Raw genomic sequence first — 24,084 nt, forward strand, 5'->3', positions numbered from 1 at the left:
GTTTTACCGTGGTCAACGTGGCCGATTGTACCAACGTTTACGTGCGGTTTTACGCGTTCAAACTTTTCTTTTGCCATCTTAAAAAATTCCTATAAAGAAATTAACGCCTGACCCACTATTGGGCCAGACAAGCTAAATCATATAACAGCGCGAGCTGCAATTATTGCATCTGCAACGTTTTTAGCGGCTTCTGCATACTTCAAAAACTCCATAGAGTAAGATGCACGGCCTTGTGTTGCAGATCGCAGATCAGTTGCATAACCAAACATTTCAGAAAGTGGTACTTGCGCATTAATTTGCTTAAGACCACCGAATGCTTCTTCCATGCCTTCGATCATGCCGCGGCGACGGTTTAAGTCACCAACTACATCACCCATGTTTTCTTCAGGAGTGATAACTTCAACCTTCATTACTGGTTCTAGAAGAGCTGGGTTTGCTTCAAGCGCACCTTTCTTCATCGCCATTGAACCTGCAATCTTAAATGCCATTTCATTCGAGTCTACATCATGGAATGAACCATCATATAGAGTCGCTTTAACGCCAAGTAATGGGTAGCCTGCAAGCACACCTTGAGACATTTGCTCTTGGATGCCTTTGTCTACCGCAGGGATGTATTCTTTAGGAACGGCACCACCAACGATTTCGTTAACGAACTCGTAAGTTGGCGCTTCATCCTCCGAAATATCCATCGGTTCAAGTTTAAGCCAGACGTGACCATATTGACCACGACCACCTGATTGACGTACGAACTTCCCTTCAACTTCAACAGCTGAACGGATAGCTTCACGGTATGCTACCTGCGGCTTACCAACGTTACATTCAACACTGAATTCACGTTTCATACGGTCGACAATGATATCAAGGTGAAGTTCACCCATGCCAGAAATAATAGTCTGGCCTGATTCTTCGTCAGTTTGTACTCTGAAAGATGGATCTTCTGCCGCTAGTTTACCTAACGCGATTCCCATCTTATCTTGGTCAGCTACTGTGCGAGGCTCAACCGCAACAGAGATAACTGGCTCTGGGAACTCCATACGCTCAAGCGTAATAATTGAGTTCGGATCACACAGTGTCTCACCTGTTGTTACGTCTTTAAGACCAATAGCCGCTGCGATGTCGCCTGCGTAGACTACTTTGATCTCTTCACGTGAGTTTGAATGCATCTGAACGATACGACCAAGTCGCTCACGCTTACTTTTAACTGGATTGTATACCGCATCACCCTGTTTAACAGTACCAGAGTAAACACGGAAGAAGGTCAAGGTGCCAACGAACGGGTCTGTCGCAATCTTAAAAGCAAGTGCGGCAAACGGTGCGTTGTCATCAGCAGGACGTTCTTCCTCAGTACCATCTTCAACGATACCTTGGATTTGTTTCACTTGTGTTGGCGCAGGCATATATTCGATAACAGCATCAAGCACAGCTTGAACACCCTTATTCTTAAATGCACTACCACACGTCATTGGAACAATTTCGTTTGCTAATGTGCGCTGACGTAAAGCTGCTTTAATTTCAGCTTCGGTCAGGTCTTCACCTTCTAGATATTTGTCCATTAGTTCTTCTGATGCTTCAGCAGCGCTCTCAACCATGTGAGAACGCCATTCTTCTGCAAGCTCCAGAAGCTCTGCCGGAATGTCCTCATAAGTGAAAGTCATGCCTTGATCTTCGGCATTCCAGTTAATGGCTTTCATCTTAATAAGGTCAATAACACCTTTAAAGTCGTCTTCAGCACCAATTGGTAGCTGAATTGGAACAGGCGTTGCTCCAAGACGAGATTTCACCTGGTCCACAACTGTTAAGAAGTCAGCGCCAGTGCGATCCATTTTGTTTACGAAGATCATGCGAGGAACTTCGTATTTGTTCGCTTGACGCCAAACTGTCTCAGTTTGCGGCTGTACACCAGATGAAGCACAAAGAACAACTACCGCACCATCTAGTACGCGTAAAGAACGCTCTACTTCGATAGTGAAATCTACGTGTCCTGGCGTATCAATGATATTGATGCGATGGTCGTCAAATTGAGCGTCCATCCCTTTCCAGAAACACGTTGTTGCAGCAGAAGTGATTGTGATACCACGCTCTTGTTCCTGCTCCATCCAATCCATAGTTGCAGCACCATCATGTACTTCACCGATCTTATGAGAAAGACCCGTGTAGAACAGAACACGTTCTGTTGTGGTGGTTTTACCTGCATCTACGTGAGCGCAAATACCGATATTGCGATAGCGCTCAAGTGGAGTTGTACGTGCCATATGATCCTCTTAAAGGTTAAGGGCAGATTACCAACGGTAATGAGCGAATGCTTTATTCGCTTCAGCCATACGGTGAACGTCTTCACGTTTCTTAACCGCAGTGCCTTTGTTGTCAGCAGCGTCAACGATTTCTTGAGCTAAACGTAAGCCCATAGATTTTTCGCCACGCTTACGTGCAGCGTCTACTAACCAACGCATACCTAATGCGTTGCGACGTACTGGACGTACTTCAACTGGTACTTGGTACGTTGAACCACCAACACGGCGAGATTTAACCTCTACCTGTGGGCGAACGTTTTCAAGTGCAGCTTCAAAGATTTCAAGGTGCGACTTGCCTGATTTCTCAGCAGCCACGTCTAACGCACCATAAACGATTTTTTCAGCAGTAGATTTCTTGCCGTCTAACATTACTACGTTAACGAATTTAGCAAGAAGTTCCGATCCGAACTTAGGATCTGGAAGAATTTTACGTTGACCTATTACGCGTCTTCTAGGCATTTTGTATCTCCGGTATCTTCAGGTTTGCTCTTTTAGAGTCAATACCCAAAACAATTAATTTAAAAATTTAGTGCTTGGCCTTACTAACGGAGAACCATTAGCCCTTAGGGCGTTTAGCACCGTATTTAGAACGAGCTTGACGACGGTCGCTAACGCCTGCACAGTCAAGTGCACCACGTACAGTGTGGAAACGCACACCTGGTAAGTCTTTAACACGACCACCACGGATTAGGATTACACTGTGCTCTTGTAAGTTGTGGCCTTCACCACCAATGTAAGATGTTACTTCGAAACCGTTAGTTAAACGAACACGCGCTACTTTACGTAATGCAGAGTTTGGTTTCTTAGGTGTAGTTGTATATACACGAGTACATACACCACGCTTTTGCGGACAAGCTTTAAGTGCAGCTGAGTTACTTTTAGTAACTTTGCTACGACGTGGCTTACGCACTAGCTGGTTAATAGTTGCCATTTAAATAGCTCCTGAAATTAAAATTACTACTGAAAAAATAAAAAATCCGCCCTGTTTACATGCTCGTTACAAAACGTGCAGGCAAATGGGTGGCGGAATTTTAATGAGCAAAGTTTAACCTGTCAACCTTAACTCATCGTAAGGCAGAAGATAACTGCCTTACGATTTCTTAATCTATTGATTAAGTTGAGATTATTGGTTTCCAGAGATATCTGCGTTTAGTGCGTCAGTTAGTGCTTGAGTTGCCTCTTCAGCGCTTACTGTTTGCTCTTCAACGATTTCACCTTGCTTGCGACGGTTTAAACGGTCTTGGTGATACGCAAAGCCTGTACCAGCTGGGATCAGACGACCCACGATTACGTTTTCTTTCAGACCACGAAGCTCATCGCTCTTACCATTTACAGCGGCTTCAGTTAGGACACGAGTTGTCTCCTGGAACGATGCTGCAGAAATGAAAGATTCTGTTGCAAGTGACGCTTTAGTGATACCCATTAACTGGATTTCAAACTTCGCTGGGATCTTGCCTTGCTTCTCAAGTTCACGGTTCGCGATATTAACGCGTGCCACTTCAACTTGTTCACCGGCTAAGAACTCAGTGTCACCGCCGTCAAGGATGATACATTTACGTAGCATCTGACGAATGATTGTCTCAATGTGCTTGTCATTGATCTTAACGCCTTGCAAGCGGTAAACCTCTTGCACTTCGTTAACGATGTAGTTAGCTACATGAGTTACACCACGTAGGCGTAAGATGTCATGTGGTGATTCTGGACCATCGGCGATAACCTCACCTTTAGACACTTGCTCACCTTCGAACACGTTAAGTTGACGCCATTTAGGGATCATCTCTTCGTATGCGTCACCCTCAGCTGGAGTGATTACAAGACGCTTCTTACCTTTTGTTTCTTTACCGAAGCTGATAGTACCTGTGATTTCTGCAAGGATTGCAGGATCTTTCGGCTTACGTGCTTCGAATAAGTCAGCTACGCGAGGTAGACCACCCGTGATATCACGAGTCTTCGAACCTTCTTGCGGAATACGTGCAAGTACGTCACCTGGGTTTGCAGTTGCGCCGTCTGTTACTTCAATCGTTGTGAATGAAGGAAGACGTGTTTCTTGCAGACCACGCTCATCGCTTTCGATGATTAGTTTAGGTTCTTTCGCATTCGCTTTACCTAAGTCTTTAACAACCACACGTGTTAAACCAGTTAACTCGTCTGTTTGTGCTTCGGTATTTGAGTCATCAATGTCGCTGAACGAGATTTTTGACTTGTGCTCAAGAACGATTGGGTGACTATGCGGATCCCAAGTAGCAACGATATCGTTACCTTGAACTTCTGCATTATCTTGTACCGCTAACACCGCACCGTAAGGAACTTTATAACGCTCTTTCTCACGACCAAAGCTATCGATGATAGTGATCTCTGTTGAACGAGACGTGATAACAATCTTACCGTCTGTGTTTAATACATACTTCGCATTGTGTAACTTCAATGTACCGTTAGTTTTAACTTGTACACTGTTTTCAGCAGACGCTCGAGATGCCGCACCACCGATGTGGAAGGTACGCATCGTAAGCTGTGTACCCGGCTCACCGATTGATTGTGCCGCGATAACACCTACTGACTCACCTGGATTGATGATGTGGCCACGCGCAAGGTCACGACCGTAACACTTAGCACATACACCAAAGTCATTATCACAAGTGATTACTGAACGAACGCGTACTTCATCTACTGAGTGCTCTTCTAAAAGGTCACACAGTTTTTCGTCAAGCATAACGTTACGCTCAACAAGTACTTCGTTAGTATTTGGAATTAATACATCTTCAGCAACAACACGACCTAGTACACGTTCACGAAGTGCTTCTACAACGTCACCACCTTCGATAAGCGGTTTCATTGTTAAGCCATCTTCTGTGCCACAGTCGTCTTCGTTGATTACTAAGTCTTGTGCAACGTCTACTAGACGACGCGTTAAGTAACCCGAGTTTGCTGTTTTAAGTGCTGTATCGGCAAGACCTTTACGCGCACCGTGCGTTGAGATGAAGTACTGTAGTACGTTTAGACCTTCACGGAAGTTCGCCGTGATTGGTGTCTCGATGATTGAACCATCTGGACGTGCCATTAGACCACGCATACCCGCTAACTGACGGATCTGAGCGGCGCTACCACGTGCACCTGAGTCTGCCATCATAAACACTGAGTTAAATGAAGATTGCTCTTCTTCTTCGCCTTTAGCGTTGATTACAGTGTCTTTTGATAAGTTCGCCATCATCTCACGTGATAAGTTTTCATTTACACGTGACCAGATATCGATAACTTTGTTGTACTTTTCACCAGCCGTTACAAGACCTGATTGGAATTGTTGGTTGATTTCAGTTACTTCAGCTTCCGCTGATTCAATGATTTCTGCTTTAACCGGTGGGATAACTAAGTCATCGATACCGATTGAAACACCTGACTTCATTGCGTAGTGGAAACCTGTGTACATTACTTGGTCAGCAAAGATAACGGTATCTTTAAGACCTAGACGACGGTAACACTCGTTTAATAAGCCAGAAATTTGTTTCTTACCTAGGGCTTGGTTGATTAACTCAAACGGCATGCCTTTAGGTAGGATTAGTGAAAGAATTGCACGACCTACTGTTGTTTCAACAATAGATACTTGCTCAACTGCTTCACCTTCTTCATTGTTAACTGTTTCGCTAATACGTACTTTTACGCGCGCATGTAGCTCAGCATTACCACTGCGGTATGCTTTTTCAGCTTCTTTAGGATCTTTAAATACAGTACCTTCGCCTTTCGCATTGATGCGATCACGAGTCATGTAGTAAAGACCTAATACAACGTCCTGTGAAGGAACGATGATTGGCTCACCATTCGCTGGAGATAGGATGTTGTTTGTAGACATCATTAGAGCACGTGCTTCTAACTGTGCTTCAAGCGTTAACGGTACGTGTACCGCCATTTGGTCACCATCGAAGTCAGCGTTGTACGCCGCACAAACTAATGGGTGTAAATGGATCGCTTTACCTTCGATAAGCACAGGTTCGAACGCTTGGATACCCAAACGGTGAAGTGTTGGTGCACGGTTAAGTAATACTGGATGTTCACGAATTACTTCGTCTAATACATCCCATACTTCTGCCACTTCACGCTCAACCATCTTCTTAGCAGCTTTGATAGTCGTAGCCATGCCGCGACGCTCTAATTTGCCATAGATAAATGGTTTGAATAGCTCAAGTGCCATCTTCTTAGGAAGACCACACTGGTGTAGTTTAAGCGTAGGACCTACTGTGATTACAGAACGGCCAGAGTAATCTACACGTTTACCAAGTAAGTTCTGACGGAAACGACCTTGCTTACCTTTGATCATATCAGCAAGCGATTTAAGAGGACGTTTGTTAGAACCTGTAATCGCACGACCGCGACGACCGTTATCAAGTAGCGCATCTACCGCTTCTTGTAACATACGTTTTTCGTTGCGTACGATAATGTCTGGTGCTGCTAGATCTAATAGACGCTTAAGACGGTTATTACGGTTAATAACACGACGGTAAAGGTCATTCAGATCAGAAGTCGCAAAACGACCACCGTCTAGTGGTACTAATGGACGTAGATCAGGCGGAAGTACTGGAAGTACTGTCATGATCATCCACTCAGGGTTGTTACCTGATTGGTGGAAAGATTCCATTAATTTAAGACGTTTAGTGATCTTCTTACGCTTAGTTTCAGAGTTAATTGTTGGTAACTCTTCACGCATTTCAGCAATTAATTGGCCAAGATCAAGTTCACGAAGCAAGTCTAATACTGCTTCTGCACCCATCTTCGCTTCAAACTCATCACCGTGCTCTTCTAGTGCATCTAGGTACTCTTCTTCACCTAAAAGCTGACCACGCTCAAGCGTTGTCATACCAGGCTCAGTTACTACGAATGATTCGAAGTAAAGTACGCGCTCGATGTCACGAAGTGTCATGTCTAGCATTAAGCCGATACGTGACGGTAATGATTTTAAGAACCAAATGTGCGCAACTGGGCTCGCAAGCTCAATGTGACCCATACGGTCACGACGCACTTTAGTAAGCGTTACTTCAACGCCACACTTTTCACAAATAACACCACGGTGCTTAAGGCGCTTATATTTACCACATAAACACTCATAATCTTTCACTGGGCCGAAAATACGGGCACAGAATAAGCCGTCGCGCTCAGGCTTGAAAGTACGGTAGTTGATTGTCTCAGGTTTCTTTACTTCACCGTATGACCATGAACGAACCATATCTGGCGAAGCAAGACCAATGCGAATTGCATCGAATTCTTCGGTCTTATTTTGTTGCTTCAGAAACTTAAGTAAGTCTTTCACCTTAGCTCTCCTGTCGGAGGTTAATCTTGAGGGCGAACCAATCGCCCCTACATTCTATTCGGCCTAACAGGTGCGGCTTACGCCGCACCTAAATGGCTTAATTTTCTTCCAACTCGATGTTGATACCCAGTGAGCGGATTTCTTTCAACAATACGTTGAACGATTCTGGCATACCTGGTTCCATCTTATGGTTACCATCTACGATGTTCTTATACATCTTAGTACGACCGTTCACGTCATCCGATTTCACTGTTAGCATTTCTTGTAGAGTATATGCAGCACCGTAAGCTTCTAGTGCCCACACCTCCATCTCACCGAAACGCTGGCCACCGAACTGAGCTTTACCACCCAGCGGCTGCTGAGTAACAAGGCTGTAAGAACCAGTTGAACGTGCGTGCATCTTGTCATCAACCAAGTGGTTAAGTTTCAGCATGTACATGTAACCAACAGTTACTTGACGTTCGAACTGATCGCCAGTACGGCCATCATAAAGTGTAACTTGACCGCTTCTTGGATAACCACCAAGCTCTAGTAAGTCTTTGATTTCGCTTTCACGAGCACCATCAAAGGCTGGAGTTGCGATCGGTAAACCACCTTTCAAGTTATCAGCTAAGCGACGAACTTCATCATCAGAGAACGAGTCGATATCAACTTTCTGACGACAATCACCTAATTCGTAAACTTTCTTAACGAAGCTACGGATTTCGTGCAGTTCACGCTGCTCTTTCATCATTTCTTCTAAGCGCTCACCCACACCACGTGCAGCAAGACCCATGTGTGTTTCTAGGATCTGACCGATGTTCATACGTGATGGTACACCTAGCGGGTTCAGAACGATGTCTACCGTACGACCTTTGTCATCGTATGGCATATCTTCTACTGGTACGATAGTCGAGATAACACCTTTGTTACCGTGACGACCCGCCATCTTATCACCCGGTTGGATACGACGTTTAACAGCTAGGTATACTTTAACAATCTTAAGTACGCCTGGTGCTAAGTCATCACCTTGAGTGATCTTACGACGTTTGTTTTCAAACTTCTTATCGTATTCAGCTTTAAGCTCATCGTACTGGGCAGCTAGTTGCTCAAGTTCAGCTTGCTTGTCTTCTTCAGCAAGGCTTTGAGTAAGCAGCTTTTCAGCATTTAGTGATGCAATTGAATCTGCGTTCAGACCTGCGTCAACAAGTAGCTTACGAGCACGGTCTAATACACCAGCTTCTAAGATACGGAACTCTTCGTTGAAGTCTTTCTTCGCTTCGCGAAGCTGCATGTCTTCAACTTCTAACGCACGCTTATCTTTTTCAACACCATCACGGGTGAAAACTTGTACGTCGATTACAGTACCAGTTACAGAGTTTGGTACGCGTAAAGAGCTGTCTTTAACGTCTGACGCTTTCTCACCGAAGATAGCACGTAGTAGCTTTTCTTCTGGTGTTAATTGCGTTTCGCCTTTCGGAGTCACTTTACCTACTAGGATATCGCCGCCTTTAACTTCAGCACCGATATAAACAACGCCTGATTCATCAAGCTTGCCTAGTGCAGACTCACCTACGTTAGGGATATCTGCTGTGATCTCTTCAGGACCTAATTTAGTATCACGTGCGATACATTGTAGTTCTTGAATGTGGATAGTCGTTAGACGATCTTCTTGAACTACACGCTCAGATAGTAGGATTGAATCCTCGAAGTTATAACCGTTCCATGGCATGAATGCCACGCGAAGGTTTTGACCAAGTGCTAAGTCACCTAAGTCAGTCGAAGGACCATCTGCTAATACGTCACCACGAGTTACCGGCTCACCAACCATACAAGTTGGTTTTTGGTTAATACATGTATTTTGGTTTGAGCGAGTGTATTTAGTAAGGTTGTAAATATCGATGCCCGCTTCACCTGGAATACGCTCATCTTCATGTACATTTACAACGATGCGGCTTGCATCCGCATACATTACTTCACCACCACGCTTAGCAACGATAGTTACACCAGAATCTTTCGCTAGTGTAAGCTCGATACCTGTACCTACCAGTGGTTTGTCCGCGATAAGTGTTGGTACGGCTTGACGTTGCATGTTTGAACCCATCAATGCACGGTTAGCATCATCGTGTTCTAGGAACGGGATAAGTGCTGCCGCTACAGAGATCACCTGTTGTGGTGATACGTCCATATATTGCTGGTCCATTTTGCCCATAAAGGTTGATTCACCTTTGTGACGACATGGAATTAGTTCATCAACAAACTCATTGTTTTCGTTCAAGTTTGAGTTCGCCTGAGCGATAACAAACTGACCTTCTTCAATGGCTGATAAGTAATCTACTTCATCAGTAACTACACCGTTTACCACTTTACGGTAAGGTGTTTCTAAGAAACCATAGTCATTCGTACGTGCGTACGTAGACAATGAGTTAATTAGACCGATGTTTGGACCCTCAGGCGTTTCGATTGGACATACACGACCATAGTGAGTTACGTGAACGTCTCGAACCTCGAAGCCAGCGCGTTCACGTGTTAAACCACCCGGGCCTAATGCAGAAATACGACGCTTGTGCGTTACTTCTGAAAGCGGGTTATTTTGGTCCATGAACTGTGATAACTGAGATGAACCAAAGAACTCTTTAACCGCAGCCGAAATAGGCTTAGCGTTAATAAGATCTTGTGGCATTACAGCGTCAAGGTCACCTAAGCTTAAACGCTCACGTACAGCACGCTCAACACGTACTAGACCAACGCGGAATTGGTTCTCAGCCATTTCGCCAACACTACGGATACGACGGTTGCCTAAGTGGTCGATATCATCAACATCGCCAACACCGTTACGAATAGCGATAAGCACTTTCATAACAGCTACGATGTCTTCTTTCGATAATGTGCCAGGGCCAGTATCTGTGTCATAACCTACACGGCTATTGAACTTCATACGACCAACTGTTGATAAATCGTAACGCTCGTCAGAGAAGAACAAGTTATCAAATAAGGCTTCAGCCGCGTCTTTCGTCGGTGGCTCGCCTGGGCGCATCATGCGATAAATTTCTACTAATGCTTCTAAACGGTTGCTTGTTGTGTCGATACGTAATGTATCTGACATGTAGGCGCCGCTGTCCACTTCGTTGATATATAGTGTATCAATCTTAGTGTGACCTGCTTTAACCAATTCAGCCATTAGCTCAAGTGATAGCTCATCATTCGCGTTTGCGATGATCTCACCAGTTGACTCATCAACATAGTTTCTAGCTACAACACGACCAATGATGTACTCATGCGGTACTTCTAATTGGTTAATACCTTTTTTCTCGATGTTCTTGATGTGACGCGCAGTAATACGACGACCCGCTTCAACAAGGACTTCACCGTCTTCGCCTTTGATATCAAAAGCGGCAGTTTCACCACGTAAGCGTGAAGGAACAAGTTCCATAAGAACTTTACCGTCAGCAACTTCAAACGCAGTTGTATCGAAGAATATCTCTAGGATTTCATCCGTTGAGTACTCAAGTGCACGTAGGATGATTGACGCCGGTAATTTACGACGACGGTCAATACGTACATAAAGGTTATCTTTTGCATCAAACTCGAAGTCTAACCATGAACCACGGTAAGGAATTACACGCGCGTTATAAAGTACTTTACCTGACGAGTGAGTTTTACCGCGGTCGTTATCAAAGAATACACCAGGGCTACGGTGTAGCTGAGAAACGATAACACGCTCTGTACCATTGATAACAAAGGTACCGGTATCAGTCATGAGCGGAATTTCGCCCATGTAAACTTCTTGCTCTTTAATGTCTTTAACTGTGCCTGGTGCTTCTTTGTCCATCACCACAAGACGCAATTTTACGCGAAGTGGAGCAGAATAAGTCACACCGCGAATTTGACATTCTTTTACATCGAATACTGGCTCACCAATACGATAACTTACGTATTGAAGCTCAGAATTTCCCGAGTAGCTTTTGATAGGAAACACAGAACGGAAAGCAGCTTCCAAACCGTGATCGCCATCAGCGTCAGGGACTAAGAATTTTTTAAACGATTCTAACTGCGTCGACAGTAAGAAAGGTATATCCAAAACTTGTGGACGTTTACCAAAATCCTTACGGATACGTTTCTTTTCAGAATAAGAGTAAGCCATGGGGTTCCTCAGCTTGCTGATCTTTGACCCGACCTGTTCTTGTAAGAACAGACTTAACTGGCATCTAAGCCAAGATGTACAACATTAAATTGTTGTTCTATTTTGCTCTGACACTTTCAACACCAAAATAGGTAACAACTTGAAAGTAAAGAGAAAATTAGATTTTATTTGCGTTACAGGATTGCATCGCTCTATAGCGCAAAAAGGCCGGTGATTAAATAATCACCAGCCCTTGCCTGATTACTCAGGCAGCGAACCTAGCAAAAGCTAGATTACTTAACCTCAACTTCAGCACCAGCTTCAGTAAGGTCTTTTGCAAGTGCTTCAGCTTCTTCTTTAGATACACCTTCTTTGATAGGTGCAGGAGCAGCTTCAACAAGTGCTTTAGCTTCTTTAAGGCCAAGACCAGTAGCACCACGTACAGCTTTGATAGCTGCAACCTTGTTAGCGCCAGCGCCAGTAAGGATTACGTCGAACTCAGTCTTTTCTTCAGCTGCTTCAGCAGCAGGACCAGCAACAACAGCAGCAGCTGCAGTTACGCCGAATTTTTCTTCCATTGCTTCAACTAGAGCAACAACGTCCATTACTGACATTTCAGCAATAGCATCAAGGATTTGGTCTTTAGTTACAGACATTACAAATTTCCTAATTATTACGGACTAAATATAGCCCAAAAAAAATATTACACCGAAAGTGAACAAAAAAACAGCTTAAAATTAAGCAGCTTGCTCTTCTTTCTGTACACGTACTGCTTCAATTGTTTTACACAATTTACCTGCAGACGCTTCTTTCATAGCGCTCATTAAGCGTGCAACAGCTTCGTCGTAAGTAGGTAGAGTTGCTAGCATAGCTGCGTCTACTACGTTACCTTCAAATGCAGCCGTCTTAACTTCGAATTTCTCGTTCTTCTTCGCGAATTCTTTGAAGATACGCGCAGCAGCACCTGGGTGCTCTGAAGAGAAAGCGATTAAGCTTGGACCTACAAGTGAGTCAGAAAGGCACTCAAAATCTGTACCTTCAACAGCACGTTTAGCTAAAGTGTTACGAACAACTTTCATCCATACACCAGCTTCACGAGCTTCTTTACGAAGGGCAGTGATAGCACCAACTGTTACACCACGAGAATCTGCAACAACTGCAGAAAGAGCACCAGTGGCTGCTTCGTTGACTTCAGCAACAATTGCTTTTTTGCCTTGAAGATTTAAAGCCATGGGTGTTACTCCTGGTTTAATGGGTTGCCGAAATTGGCTTCCCTGTTCTACTCTTCCCCATCAAAGATGGAGATGCTTTTTACGGCGAGAGCCAGAAGATTAGGAAAAATCTATCTGGGGATTCACACCGTCTACGTAGGTAAAATATTAAGGCCGAAGCCGCCTACGGTCTTGGACGGAAGCCCAATTTATCGTTTTAACCCGAAGGCATTACGAAATTATGGACTTCAACCCGAATTCTTTACTTGTTTCGAAATTAACTTTCTCAACAAAATGGCGCAAAATTATAGTTCAAATTTCGCGCCATGTAAACTCTTAATTAAGCAACAACTGTGCTTAGAGAGTTTTGGTCAACAGCAACACCTGCGCCCATTGTTGTAGAGATAGTTACTTTCTTCACGTAAGTACCTTTTGCTTGAGAAGGTTTAGCCTTCTTAAGCGCAACAATAAGAGCTTCAAGGTTTTGTTGAAGTTGCTCAGCAGTGAAATCAACCTTACCGATAGTAGTATGGATGATACCGTTCTTGTCGTTACGGTAACGAACTTGACCTGCTTTCGCGTTTTTAACTGCTTCTGCAACGTTAGGAGTTACAGTACCAGTTTTAGGGTTTGGCATTAGACCACGTGGACCTAAGATTTGACCTAGTTGACCAACAACACGCATAGCGTCTGGAGATGCAACAACAACGTCAAAGTTCATCTCGCCTTTCTTAACTTGTTCAGCAAGATCTTCCATGCCCACTAATTCAGCACCAGCTTCTTTCGCAGCATCTGCGTTAGCGCCTTGTGTGAATACAGCAACACGAACTTCACGACCAGTACCGTTAGGTAGTACAGTTGCACCACGAACGTTTTGGTCAGATTTACGAGCATCGATACCAAGGTTAACAGCAACGTCAACACTTTCTACGAATTTAGCTGTCGCTAACTCTTTTAAAAGAGCAACTGCTTCGTTGATTTCGTAATCTTTAGTTACATCCACTTTTTCGCGGATTGTACGCATACGTTTAGTTAATTTTGCCATTATCTTAGTCCTCTACGTTCAAGCCCATCGCACGCGCAGAACCTGCGATAGTGCGAACTGCAGCGTCCATATCAGCCGCTGTAAGGTCAGGTCGTTTTGTCTCAACGATTTCTTCAAGTTGAGCACGAGTTACTGTACCCACTTTTTCAGTGTTAGGACGGCCAGAACCTGATTTGATGCCTGCAGCTTTCTTAAGTAAGTAAGCAGCCGGTGGAGTTTTCATGTCGAACGTGAAAGAACGGTCACCGTAAACAGAGATCACTACAGGAACTGGAGCGCCTTTTTCGATAGATTCTGTACGTGCGTTGAACGCTTTACAGAATTCCATGATGTTTACACCGTGTTGACCTAGTGCTGGACCTACTGGAGGACTAGGGTTAGCCATACCAGCGGCAACTTGTAGCTTGATAATAGCTTCAACTTTTTTAGCCATAATAAATACCTCATTTGGTGGGTCATAGCCTTGTGCGCGCGAGGACGCGTACTCTAACGGCTTCCCAGTTTAAAAATTGGTTCTCACTTTTTAGTGATAAAACAAGTTGTAACTTGCCCTAACACAAAAAGGCCGCTGATTATAAGTTAATCAGCGGCCTTTTTCAAGCGTATTGCCAAAATATTAATCAACTTTGGCAGCTTTAATTTTTTACTTACTTGTCTTGCTCAACTTGACCAAATTCAAGGTCAACAGGTGTCGAACGACCGAAGATAAGAACAGACACTTTCACGCGGCTCTTCTCGTAATCAACTTCTTCAACAACACCGCTGAAGTCAGCAAATGGACCATCGATAACACGAACAACTTCGCCTGGCTCGAACAATGTAGCTGGCTTAGGTGCTTCAGAGTTCTCTTGAAGACGGTTTAAGATGCGGTCAGCTTCTTTTTGGCTAATTGGCGCTGGACGATCAGACGTACCACCAATGAAGCCCATAACACGTGCAGTGCTGTTCACTAAGTGCCAGCTTGCATCGTTCATGTCCATTTGAACTAGTACGTAACCTGGGAAGAATTTACGCTCAGATTTACGCTTTTGGCCAGCGCGCATCTCAACAACTTCTTCAGTTGGTACTAATACTTCACCAAAACTATCTTCCAAACCTTCGATCTTGATGTGCTCAAGAATAGTTTGTGCTACACGCTTCTCGTAACCAGAGAAAGCTTGTACTACGTACCAACGTAGTTTCTTTTCGTTCTTCTCATCCGACATGGGATTAGATCTCCAATCCAGTTAAAAAGCCTACTGCGCGGAATAAAATGCCATCTAATCCCCAAAGGATAAGCGCCATAATCACAGTTGCAACCATTACAATTAATGTCGTATGTGTTGTTTCTTGGCGAGTTGGCCACACAACTTTACGTACTTCGATACGTGCTTCTTTTGCAAACGCAAGAAAAGTACGACCTTTTTCAGTTAGTGAGGCAATGCCTAAACCAGCTGCAACAGCAACCACTACACCAATAGCACGTAATAATACAGATTGGTCTGCATACATGTGGTTACCAACGACTGCGCCTGCTAGTAGCGCAATTGCTACAATCCACTTTACTGAATCCATCGCACTTGATGGTGTTTCTACATTCGTGCTCATAATATTTTTACCTTAACTACAGACACAACAACCCTGCGCTCTGGCAGGGTTAATCCATTAAAATCTAAACTTAAAAACTGACTTGTTTAAACCGATTTTTAATTTCAGACTTAGCACACATTGTGTAAAAAGTGGCAGGGGCGGAGAGATTCGAACTCCCAACCGTCGGTTTTGGAGACCGCTGTTCTACCAATTGGAACTACGCCCCTGCAAAGTGGATGCCTATTATACTTACGCAATTCATTAACACAAGAGTAAAAGATACCCATTAGTTAAAATCTCATCAGTTCGTTTAAAAATCAATATTAACATTGATTAAAAAGCAGTTTATCATAACCCCATTAAAGGAACATAAAACAACATGGATCAGTGTGCTGCTATTAAAATCCCCTGTTAATATTGTATTGTTATGCCTCACTTTGTTGATGGCTAATCAGGCTAGTGCACGTTCTTTACACCTCAACACTTTTAATAGTCAGCAAGGCCTGAGCCAAAATTCAATCACTTGCAGCATCACCGACCAACAAGGCTTTTTATGGTTTGCTACACAAGGTGGCTTAAATCGCTTTGATGGTTATGAATTTAAGCGTTTTAAAGCTAACAGCGATCATAAAAGCATTTCAGGGAACTGGATCACCGGCTGTGTTAAAGATAGTAAAAACCAGCTATGGTTTTCGACTGCAAGCAAAGGGCTTAATAGACTCGACCCTAAAACCGGTCTGTTTGAAGTGTTTTCTACACACCATAATGAAAGCCTAAGTGAAGATAAAATTTGGTCTATGGCGTTAGCTAAAGATGATGTTCTGTGGTTAGGCCACGAACACGGTAAGTTAACCCGTTTTGATGTATCAAATAATAGTTTTACACACTTTAACTATAAATCAGCCCAGCCACTGGTTCGAGACATTGTTATTACCGATGAACTAATTTGGCTTGCCACAGATAAAGGGCTTATTTCATTTGACCCAATTACTGAGCAATTTACTCAGCATGCTCAGATCTCCGTGCCGCTCTGGCATCTCAAGTTGCTTAATGACGAAAAGCTGCTTATTGGCGCTAAAAAAGGTCTTTATATATTAAATTTAGCTACGCAAAGTAGTGAAAAAATCGAACAGTTTAATGGCGTCTGGATCACAGACAGCCTGATTGACCAACAGCAAAACCTTTGGCTTACAAGCTACGGGCAAGGTCTATACCTTTTACCTGTAGGTGCTGACTTACAAGAGCAATTCACTCAATATCGCCATGACAAACAAAACCCCAATGGCTTAAGCAGCGACTACCTGCTTTCTCTTTTTCAAGACTCGCAAGGTGTTATTTGGCTGGGCACAGATGGCTATGGTGTGCACCGCTATGATCCAAAGCAGCAACAGTTCTCTCATCAATTAAAAACCTCTCAAGCAAATTCGTTAAGCCATAACTTTGTTCGTTCAATAGTTAAAAGAGCCAATGGTGAGGTATGGGTTGGCACCCGTGATGGACTCAACCGCAAAACAACGTCTGGTTATCAGCACTTTAAAAACGCCCTACCTAATAACAATATATTTGCCCTACACGAAGATGCTAACCAGCAATTATGGATTGGTACTTACGGTGGCGGTTTAATTAAGTATCAGGACCGCCTTGATGAGTTTACAACTTTCACCATGCAAAGCCACCAGCTAGCCAGTGATCGTGTGTACGCAATTACCAGCGACAAAACAGGTGCACTTTGGCTAGGTAGTAACCAAGGCTTAACCCGCTTTGAACCAACCTCTGCCAAGGTGACTCACTATCAGCACAATGATGCGCAAAATAGCCTTGCCAACAACACCGTATTTACTTTGGCTTATGACAATGAAGAGCACACACTATGGATTGGTACCCGAGCAGGACTCAATAAACTCGATATCTCAACAGAGCAATTTAGTTTATTAGATGAGCAAGGTTCAGGCGAGACAGGGCTTAGCCACAATATGGTTACCTCTTTATTACTCAGTGAAGACAGCATTTGGGTTGGCACTATGCAAGGCTTGAATCAAGTCAACAAGCGTACCCTCACAGTGAAACACATAACTGAGCAGCAAGGATTAGCTAATGACAACGTTTTTGACATTCTTGCCGATAAACAAGGCACGCTTTGGCTTGCAACCAATGGTGGACTCACTCGCTATAACCCCATCACACAGCAGATGCAGCAGTTTTTGCCTGAAGATGGTATTCAACACCAGTCATTTATATTAGGTGCGAGCTCTCAAGCAGACGATGGCGAGTTATTTTTTGGGGGGATTAATGGCTACAATCATTTTTACCCAGAGCAACTAACCTTATCACACACTCCCCCGACTCCAGTGTTAACTGGGTTATTACTTAATAACCGAGCAATTAAAAGTAATCATTTTGATAAGCAAACCAATACCCTTGCTAGTGCAACTCTGACATTCTCGTTTGCAAAATCAGCGGGGGTTATCGGCTTTAAATTTAGTGCATTAAAAAATGGTGCGACTCCAAAATATTATCAATATGGCTACAAGCTAGCTGGTTTTGATGAACAATTTTTATATACTGATGCATCCCTTAGGCAAATTAACTATCCGCAATTGCCTGCTGGTAACTACCAGTTATTGCTAAAAGCAAAAGATCAATATGGCCAATGGAGTGACAGTACACAGCTATTAGCGCTTACTGTTGTGCCTCCTTGGTGGCAAACTAAGTTAGCCTACGGCATTTACTTTACATTTGCTTTAGCACTGACTTGGCTTGTGTTAAATGCCTTGTACAAGCGCAAACTAGCAGAGCAAGAAAAGCAAACCGAAATTGAGTTAAACAAACTAAAAGATCAGTTTTTAGATAACATTAGCCACGAACTCAAAACACCACTTAGCTTAATACTCGCTCCGGTAAGTCAGTTACAGCGAAGCAATGCAGACTCTCAAGCTCAAACGCAACTAGCCAGTATCAAACGTAACTGCCAGCGCTTACTTGAGCTCATCAATCAACTTTTACAACTGAGTCAACGCCCAAGCACGGCAATTTACACTGTCAGCCCCTATTCTATTACGCCATTTTTAACAGATTTAGTGGCGGATTTCAGACCTCTGTATGAGCAAAAAAAACTGCAATTTAGCTTTACTGACACCACCACTACAGCACTTAAGATTAACCTTGCTCCTGAACATGCCCACTCGATTTTCAGTAACCTGATAAGCAATGCACTTAAGTACACCCCTTCAGGTGGCACTGTCGATATTCACCTTAGTGAAGTGCAACAAGCGTTACAGTTTAAAATTACTGATACCGGTGTGGGTATTGCCAGTGAGCATCAGCAGTCAATTTTTCAGCGCTTTACTCGCTTAACATCGTCAGAACCAGGAAGTGGTATTGGCCTGAGCTTAGTAAAACAACTCGTTGAAAAGTATGGTGGCTCTATCAGTGTAAGCAGTAACATCGCTGAAGGTAGCTGCTTTACTGTGTCATTACCAGTGGTTGAAAGTGCTGATAAGCACATTAATAGTGCTACGCAAGTTCTTACCTCACAACAGACATTGCTGATTGTTGAAGATAATGAGGAAATGGCAGAGCTACTCCTTTCTTTATTTAATAACGAGTTTAACTGTATCTGTGCTGCTGATGGCCAGCAAGCTCTCGACCTTTGTCAGTCAGACCTGCCTGAACTCATTATCAGTGATGTGATGATGCCGAATATGGATGGCTATCAACTGCTAACAGCTCTTCGAGCAAACCCGGCCACCAGCCACATTCCGGTATTATTACTTTCAGCTAAAGCAGATACCCACAGCCGCTTAAAAGGGCTTGATTTATTAGCTGATGACTTTTTAAGTAAACCTTTTGAACCGACTCTACTAGTAAGCAGAGTAAAAGGCCTGCTTAATCTGAGACAAATTTTAAACCAACACCTAACAGCACAATTGGCAGCTCCTCTGAATAGCGATACAGCGCCAATAACAGTACAAAATAAAGATTACTCTTTTACAGAAAAACTTAAGCAAATAGTACAAGCGCATTACCAAGATGAAAGTTTTTCGGTTGAACAACTAGCCTCAGCGTTATGTTTAAGCCCCCGAGCGCTACAACTAAAAATGAAAGCCTTGTACTCACAAACGCCTTCTGATTATTTGCGTAATACTCGCTTAGAGTTTGCAAAAAAACAGCTAATCGATAGCGCGTTAGCAATTGGACAAGTCGCGGAGCAAGCAGGTTTTAGTTCACAAAGCTATTTTGCCCGAAGCTTTAAAAGCTATGTTGGCTTATCACCAAAACAGTATCGAGAAAAATATCAAAAACATGCCGAATTTCGCATCAGTGAATAAAGTTTTCGCCTGAGTGCTATTAATAAAACACTGATTTTTATAGCTTATCCATACAAACGTCAATAACAACAAAGCCCATAGTGCGGCGTTATTTACTGCATGAGATATAAGTTAAGGAAAGTCATATGCTCACCAAAACACACAAAGCAATTTCTATTACGTTACTTGCTGCGGCACTGACTGCATGCCAGAGTACTTCGACAACCACCAGCAATAACAATAGCCCTGATATAAACGAAGTTGCACAGCAGCAGTACAATGGCCCAAAAGCTCGGATCGCTGTTGCCCGCTTTACTGATAAATCAAACGATTCACGTTGGTGGCGTAAAGAAATTGGTGAAGGTATGGCCGATCAACTCACAACCGCATTAGTCAGTACAAATCGCTTTATTGTTTTAGAGCGACAAGCACTCGATGCCGTGCTATCAGAACAAGACCTTGCTGTATCAGGCCGCGTGAGTGCAGCATCAGGTGCTGCGTATGGTGAAATAGAGGGAGCCGAAATTGTTGTGGTTGCCGCAGTCACAGAGTTTGATGATGACAACTCTGGCACTCGTGTCGGCAGTGGTGGCTTTATCGGCGATGTATTTAGCTCGGTATCGGCGGGTTTTTCAAGTTCGCACATGGCAATAGATTTACGCTTAATCGACACGCGTACTTCTCGTATTCTCGCCGCTACCAGTGTTGAGGGTGGCAGTAAAGATTTTGACTTTACATCAGCAGCAACCAATTTTGGTGGCGCACTCGTTGGTGGTAACTTAAGTAGCTGGTCAAACACGCCAAAAGAAAAAGCACTGCGCGAAGTGATCGTAAAAGCCGTTGAGTTTTTAGAATCAAAAGTGCCAACAACTTATTATCGCTATAATAGTGATAACACCATTGCAGCTGGCCATACAGCCCCTGCACCACTAAAAGTAACCGCAGCTGCAGCTCCTGCTAAAGCGCCAGTTGCATCGGTTAGTGTTCCAACTCACAGAATGCCTTACTACGAAAAAACTGACTTAGCGATGTCACGACTGAACTTGGTTTGTTTGGGTTATTTGAAAAGGCAGCCTCACTACGAAGAATATGAAATAGAAGACGTAGAGTACGATCAAGCAACCGTGATTGCGCTCACTGAGTATCAGCAAGAAAAAAAGCTAAAAGTGACAGGCCTTGCTGATGAGACAACTAAGAAGTCTCTTGATGATTCAGGGTGTATTGCCAAAACGAACAAATCAAGTTTAGAAAGCTTTGGCAGTATGTTTAAATTTAACTAAGCAAACTAACAGCCAGTGCCAGCACTGGCTGTTTAAAACCTTAGTTATAAAATTTGTAATAACTCACCACGATAAAAATCACATAACAACCAAATTTGTTGAAATGGATGGTGCTTAGGCACATCAAGGTGAGTAAGTACTGACTTAAAATCATCAAGATGCCATATAGTACTGGCATTTCGAATTAATAACCAAGGCTGAGTAGACTCGTAGTGTTTCTTGGCTTTTTGTGCTAGCAAGCGATGCAAAGCACAGTGCAAACGCTCGTTACTCGGTGCTAAAGCCATTTCAGCGAGATCTCGTTGCATTGAGATAGACAGCGGCCGACCTAACACCGCCATTGCTTCCGTTTCGCTGGCATATAAATGTGCGACTTCAATATCAAGCCGTTCATCACCTTTATAACAACTCACGTCTGGTTTGCTCGGCGTGTTATGCCAAATATTACGCATACTTACGCCAAACTGCTTTTCGTAACAGCGCAAAAACAACTTTGCTGCGCCGTGCTCGAGCGCTATTTTCTCTTGTTCACTTTCACGATTCATTTAATGTTGCATACACATCTTTTAATAACCCAGAAGCGCCAAAACGAAATAGCTCAGGTTGTAAATACGCTTCACCCATAATTGACTCAGCTAGGGCTAAATACTCAGCAGCATCGATGACTGTTCTGACCCCACCTGCCGCCTTAAAACCAACCTTTTTACCACTCGCTTTTATGCTGTTCAACATGATGTCTGTTGCAGCTAGCGTTGCATTAACAGCCACTTTACCTGTACTGGTTTTAACAAAGTCAGCGCCGCCATCAATTGCCAGCTGAGTTGCTGTTGCAATGAGGTCATCGTTTAATTCGCCACTTTCGATTATGACTTTAAGCTGCGCTTGAGTGCCACATGCCTCTTTTGACGTTTTGACATACTCTAAAACTTTGCGCTCATCACCAGCAATAAGCGCTTTGTATGGGATCACTAAATCAATTTCATCAGCGCCGCGTTCAATGGCAAATAAGGTTTCATTTAGCACTTGCTCTAACGGCTCATCCCCACTAGGAAAGTTAGTAACGGTAGCCACTTTGACTTGCTGTAGTTCGCGCTCAGCGAGAGCAAGCTTTGCGTCGCTTACAAACTGGCTATACACACAGACCGCTGCAGGAATGCCTAACGTTGGCTCAATACTGGCAACCAAGTTATTAATGGTTTCTGTTGTGTCGCTGTCATTCAGAGTTGTTAAGTCCATCAGTGCCACCGCTTGGGCAGCGCTTGTTTGCATTTTAGTCATAGCTCTTATATTTGTGTTGCCATATTAGTGACCTATAGTAGCAAATTTTTATCATTCGGCTATAAATCATAACTAATCACCATAAGGCTGCTTATTTACTTGTAACTCGCCGCAATCCCTTGTTAACTAAGTCTTAAGCCAAAACAAACCACCCGGTATAACTTTTAGTTATATAAACTTGGTTTTAATTATTTTTTACTTTTTTTAGAGCACTATATTCTGCTTGCCTGCAATAAGCAGTTTCTTGATGTGTTTTAGGGGTGAGAACAAAGTGCAATATTTACCAATCTTTACCAAATTAGACGACAAACCTGTGCTGGTAGTCGGCGGTGGAGATGTCGCATTACGCAAATGCCGTGCGTTTTTAAAAGCACGTGCCAATGTGACGCTAGTCGCCCCTGAATTTTGTGATGAGCTACTTGCCCTTGCTGAGCAAAACGAAGTTAACCTGATCACTGATATATTCAAAGAGCAGTATTTAGATCACCAAATGCTGGTAATCGCCGCGACAGATATCGAAAGCGTGAACAAAGACGTGTTCGAACTTGCTAATGCGCGCAATATTTTCGTTAACGTGGTGGATGACCAACCTAAGTGCAGTTTCATTTTTCCTTCAATTGTTGACCGTGACCCGATCACAATTGCAATTTCAAGCGCAGGCACAGCACCGGTATTAGCACGACGTTTACGTGAAAAACTCGAAACCCTCATTCCGCAGCATATTGGTCCACTTGCTACATTAGTTGGTAGTTTCCGTGATAAAGTAAAACAACGCTTTAAACACTTTGCAGATCGTCGCCAGTTTTGGGAAGGCGTATTTGATTCATCTGTTGTAAGCAAAGTACAAGCGGGTAATACCGAAGCTGCAACAGCGCAGTTAGAGCAATTATTAGATGCAAAGCCAGAACCAGAAGGCGAAGTGTATGTTGTAGGTGCAGGCCCAGGTGACCCTGAGCTATTAACCTTAAAAGCACTGCAGTTAATGCAACAAGCCGATGTGGTGGTATATGACTACTTGGTTTCTGATGAAATTATGGATTTAGTACGCCGTGATGCCGACCTAGTTTGCGTAGGTAAAAGGTTAGGCGATCACAGTGTGGCGCAAGAAGATACCAATCAGATGTTGGTCGATTTTGCCAAGCAAGGCAAAAAAGTATGCCGTATTAAAGGCGGCGACCCGTTTATTTATGGTCGTGGTGGTGAAGAAGTACAAGTTCTTGCCGCGAATAAAGTGCGTTACCAAATCGTACCGGGTATTACTGCTGCTGCAGGTTGTAGCGCTTATGCAGGTATTCCACTTACTCACAGAGATCATGCGCAAGCCATTCAGTTTGTAACGGGTCACTGTAAAAAAGATGGTCAAGAATTAGATTGGCAGTCACTTGCCAAGCCAAATCAGACCTTAGCGATTTATATGGGAGTGATTAAATCACCGCATATTCAAGCACAACTATTAAAACATGGCCGCGGTGCAGATACCCCCGTTGCCATTATCGAAAACGGCACACGTAAAGAACAACGTGTGGTTACAGGGCAATTAGGTGAGCTGGCCGATTTGATTTCGCGCCATAGCATTATCTCACCCGCCTTATTAATTATTGGCGAAGTTGCATCATTGCATCATCAGCTTGCATGGTTTGGTCAAACAGAGCAAACCAGCAGCTTTGCCCAGCCAATTACTGGCGTAGCTTAATTTAACTTTTAA

16 protein-coding genes, 1 tRNA gene and 1 pseudogene are annotated in these 24,084 nt (G+C 43.5%); 3 read left to right on the forward strand and 15 right to left on the reverse strand.

Annotation, left to right across the window (positions count from 1 at the left end):
* From HUS62_RS19590 to HUS62_RS19650, 13 genes and pseudogenes are all read right to left on the reverse strand, one after another.
* A pseudogene (locus tag HUS62_RS19590) lies at positions 1-77 on the reverse strand (elongation factor Tu); the annotation flags it as partial.
* Between the two features lie 60 nt (positions 78-137).
* Complete coding sequence (fusA, locus tag HUS62_RS19595; RefSeq protein ID WP_175080871.1) at positions 138-2,252, reverse strand: elongation factor G; 2,115 nt, start codon at positions 2,250-2,252, stop codon at positions 138-140.
* A gap of 27 nt (positions 2,253-2,279) precedes the next feature.
* Positions 2,280-2,750, reverse strand: coding sequence for a 30S ribosomal protein S7 (rpsG, locus tag HUS62_RS19600; protein ID WP_054554834.1), 471 nt, complete (start codon positions 2,748-2,750; stop codon positions 2,280-2,282).
* A gap of 97 nt (positions 2,751-2,847) precedes the next feature.
* On the reverse strand, positions 2,848-3,222 hold the full coding sequence (gene rpsL, locus HUS62_RS19605; protein ID WP_002958885.1) for a 30S ribosomal protein S12: 375 nt from the start codon (positions 3,220-3,222) through the stop codon (positions 2,848-2,850).
* Positions 3,223-3,414: 192 nt separating this feature from the next.
* Positions 3,415-7,587 (reverse strand): DNA-directed RNA polymerase subunit beta', encoded by a 4,173-nt coding sequence (rpoC, locus tag HUS62_RS19610; protein WP_062564380.1) that lies wholly within the window; start codon positions 7,585-7,587, stop codon positions 3,415-3,417.
* A gap of 97 nt (positions 7,588-7,684) precedes the next feature.
* Complete coding sequence (gene rpoB / locus HUS62_RS19615; RefSeq protein ID WP_175080872.1) at positions 7,685-11,710, reverse strand: DNA-directed RNA polymerase subunit beta; 4,026 nt, start codon at positions 11,708-11,710, stop codon at positions 7,685-7,687.
* Positions 11,711-11,982: 272 nt separating this feature from the next.
* Positions 11,983-12,345: a 50S ribosomal protein L7/L12 gene (gene rplL, locus HUS62_RS19620; RefSeq protein ID WP_054554830.1), complete on the reverse strand. Its 363-nt coding sequence runs from the start codon at positions 12,343-12,345 to the stop codon at positions 11,983-11,985.
* An 81-nt stretch (positions 12,346-12,426) separates the two neighbouring features.
* The gene (gene rplJ / locus HUS62_RS19625) at positions 12,427-12,921 is read right to left on the reverse strand and encodes a 50S ribosomal protein L10 (protein ID WP_175080873.1); all 495 of its coding nucleotides are present in this window, start codon (positions 12,919-12,921) and stop codon (positions 12,427-12,429) included.
* 319 nt (positions 12,922-13,240) lie between these two features.
* Complete coding sequence (rplA, locus tag HUS62_RS19630; protein WP_054564002.1) at positions 13,241-13,945, reverse strand: 50S ribosomal protein L1; 705 nt, start codon at positions 13,943-13,945, stop codon at positions 13,241-13,243.
* A gap of 4 nt (positions 13,946-13,949) precedes the next feature.
* On the reverse strand, positions 13,950-14,378 hold the full coding sequence (gene rplK, locus HUS62_RS19635; RefSeq protein ID WP_054554827.1) for a 50S ribosomal protein L11: 429 nt from the start codon (positions 14,376-14,378) through the stop codon (positions 13,950-13,952).
* 214 nt (positions 14,379-14,592) lie between these two features.
* Positions 14,593-15,150: a transcription termination/antitermination protein NusG gene (gene nusG, locus HUS62_RS19640; RefSeq protein WP_054554826.1), complete on the reverse strand. Its 558-nt coding sequence runs from the start codon at positions 15,148-15,150 to the stop codon at positions 14,593-14,595.
* Positions 15,151-15,154: 4 nt separating this feature from the next.
* Positions 15,155-15,532 (reverse strand): preprotein translocase subunit SecE, encoded by a 378-nt coding sequence (secE, locus tag HUS62_RS19645; RefSeq protein WP_036971579.1) that lies wholly within the window; start codon positions 15,530-15,532, stop codon positions 15,155-15,157.
* 132 nt (positions 15,533-15,664) lie between these two features.
* A tRNA-Trp gene (locus tag HUS62_RS19650) sits at positions 15,665-15,741 on the reverse strand.
* A 162-nt stretch (positions 15,742-15,903) separates the two neighbouring features.
* Between HUS62_RS19650 and HUS62_RS19655 the strand changes: the two genes are divergently transcribed.
* Together HUS62_RS19655 and HUS62_RS19660 are read left to right on the forward strand one after the other, a co-directional pair.
* Positions 15,904-19,842, forward strand: a complete 3,939-nt coding sequence (locus HUS62_RS19655; RefSeq protein ID WP_175080874.1) for a two-component regulator propeller domain-containing protein — start codon at positions 15,904-15,906, stop codon at positions 19,840-19,842.
* Positions 19,843-19,967: 125 nt separating this feature from the next.
* Positions 19,968-21,101 carry a CsgG/HfaB family protein gene (locus HUS62_RS19660; protein ID WP_175080875.1) on the forward strand — a complete coding sequence of 378 codons (1,134 nt, stop codon included), beginning with the start codon at positions 19,968-19,970 and terminating at the stop codon, positions 21,099-21,101.
* 44 nt (positions 21,102-21,145) lie between these two features.
* Here HUS62_RS19660 and HUS62_RS19665 read toward each other — a convergent pair whose 3' ends face one another.
* Together HUS62_RS19665 and deoC are read right to left on the reverse strand one after the other, a co-directional pair.
* Positions 21,146-21,646 carry a hypothetical protein gene (locus HUS62_RS19665; RefSeq protein ID WP_058586658.1) on the reverse strand — a complete coding sequence of 167 codons (501 nt, stop codon included), beginning with the start codon at positions 21,644-21,646 and terminating at the stop codon, positions 21,146-21,148.
* Positions 21,636-22,379 carry a deoxyribose-phosphate aldolase gene (gene deoC, locus HUS62_RS19670; protein WP_175080876.1) on the reverse strand — a complete coding sequence of 248 codons (744 nt, stop codon included), beginning with the start codon at positions 22,377-22,379 and terminating at the stop codon, positions 21,636-21,638. The genes HUS62_RS19665 and deoC overlap by 11 nt, the downstream gene beginning before the upstream one ends.
* A 271-nt stretch (positions 22,380-22,650) precedes the next feature.
* On the opposite strand from deoC, the gene cysG reads away from it, so the two are divergent.
* Positions 22,651-24,072 (forward strand): siroheme synthase CysG, encoded by a 1,422-nt coding sequence (gene cysG, locus HUS62_RS19675; RefSeq protein WP_175080877.1) that lies wholly within the window; start codon positions 22,651-22,653, stop codon positions 24,070-24,072.
* The last annotated feature ends 12 nt before the right edge of the window (positions 24,073-24,084 follow it).

Origin of the sequence: Pseudoalteromonas sp. 0303 (genome assembly GCF_013349995.1) — a bacterium.
GTDB lineage: Bacteria > Pseudomonadota > Gammaproteobacteria > Enterobacterales > Alteromonadaceae > Pseudoalteromonas.

Excerpts from the sequence above, each read along its gene's own strand:
- fusA (WP_175080871.1), bottom strand. The coding sequence starts at position 2,252 with ATGGCACGTACAACTCCACTTGAGCGCTATCGCAATATCGGTATTTGC.
- rpsG (WP_054554834.1), bottom strand. The coding sequence starts at position 2,750 with ATGCCTAGAAGACGCGTAATAGGTCAACGTAAAATTCTTCCAGATCCT.
- rpsL (WP_002958885.1), bottom strand. The coding sequence starts at position 3,222 with ATGGCAACTATTAACCAGCTAGTGCGTAAGCCACGTCGTAGCAAAGTT.
- rpoB (WP_175080872.1), bottom strand. The coding sequence starts at position 11,710 with ATGGCTTACTCTTATTCTGAAAAGAAACGTATCCGTAAGGATTTTGGT.
- rplL (WP_054554830.1), bottom strand. The coding sequence starts at position 12,345 with ATGTCTGTAACTAAAGACCAAATCCTTGATGCTATTGCTGAAATGTCA.
- rplJ (WP_175080873.1), bottom strand. The coding sequence starts at position 12,921 with ATGGCTTTAAATCTTCAAGGCAAAAAAGCAATTGTTGCTGAAGTCAAC.
- rplA (WP_054564002.1), bottom strand. The coding sequence starts at position 13,945 with ATGGCAAAATTAACTAAACGTATGCGTACAATCCGCGAAAAAGTGGAT.
- rplK (WP_054554827.1), bottom strand. The coding sequence starts at position 14,378 with ATGGCTAAAAAAGTTGAAGCTATTATCAAGCTACAAGTTGCCGCTGGT.
- nusG (WP_054554826.1), bottom strand. The coding sequence starts at position 15,150 with ATGTCGGATGAGAAGAACGAAAAGAAACTACGTTGGTACGTAGTACAA.
- secE (WP_036971579.1), bottom strand. The coding sequence starts at position 15,532 with ATGAGCACGAATGTAGAAACACCATCAAGTGCGATGGATTCAGTAAAG.
- HUS62_RS19660 (WP_175080875.1), top strand. The coding sequence starts at position 19,968 with ATGCTCACCAAAACACACAAAGCAATTTCTATTACGTTACTTGCTGCG.
- HUS62_RS19665 (WP_058586658.1), bottom strand. The coding sequence starts at position 21,646 with ATGAATCGTGAAAGTGAACAAGAGAAAATAGCGCTCGAGCACGGCGCA.
- deoC (WP_175080876.1), bottom strand. The coding sequence starts at position 22,379 with ATGACTAAAATGCAAACAAGCGCTGCCCAAGCGGTGGCACTGATGGAC.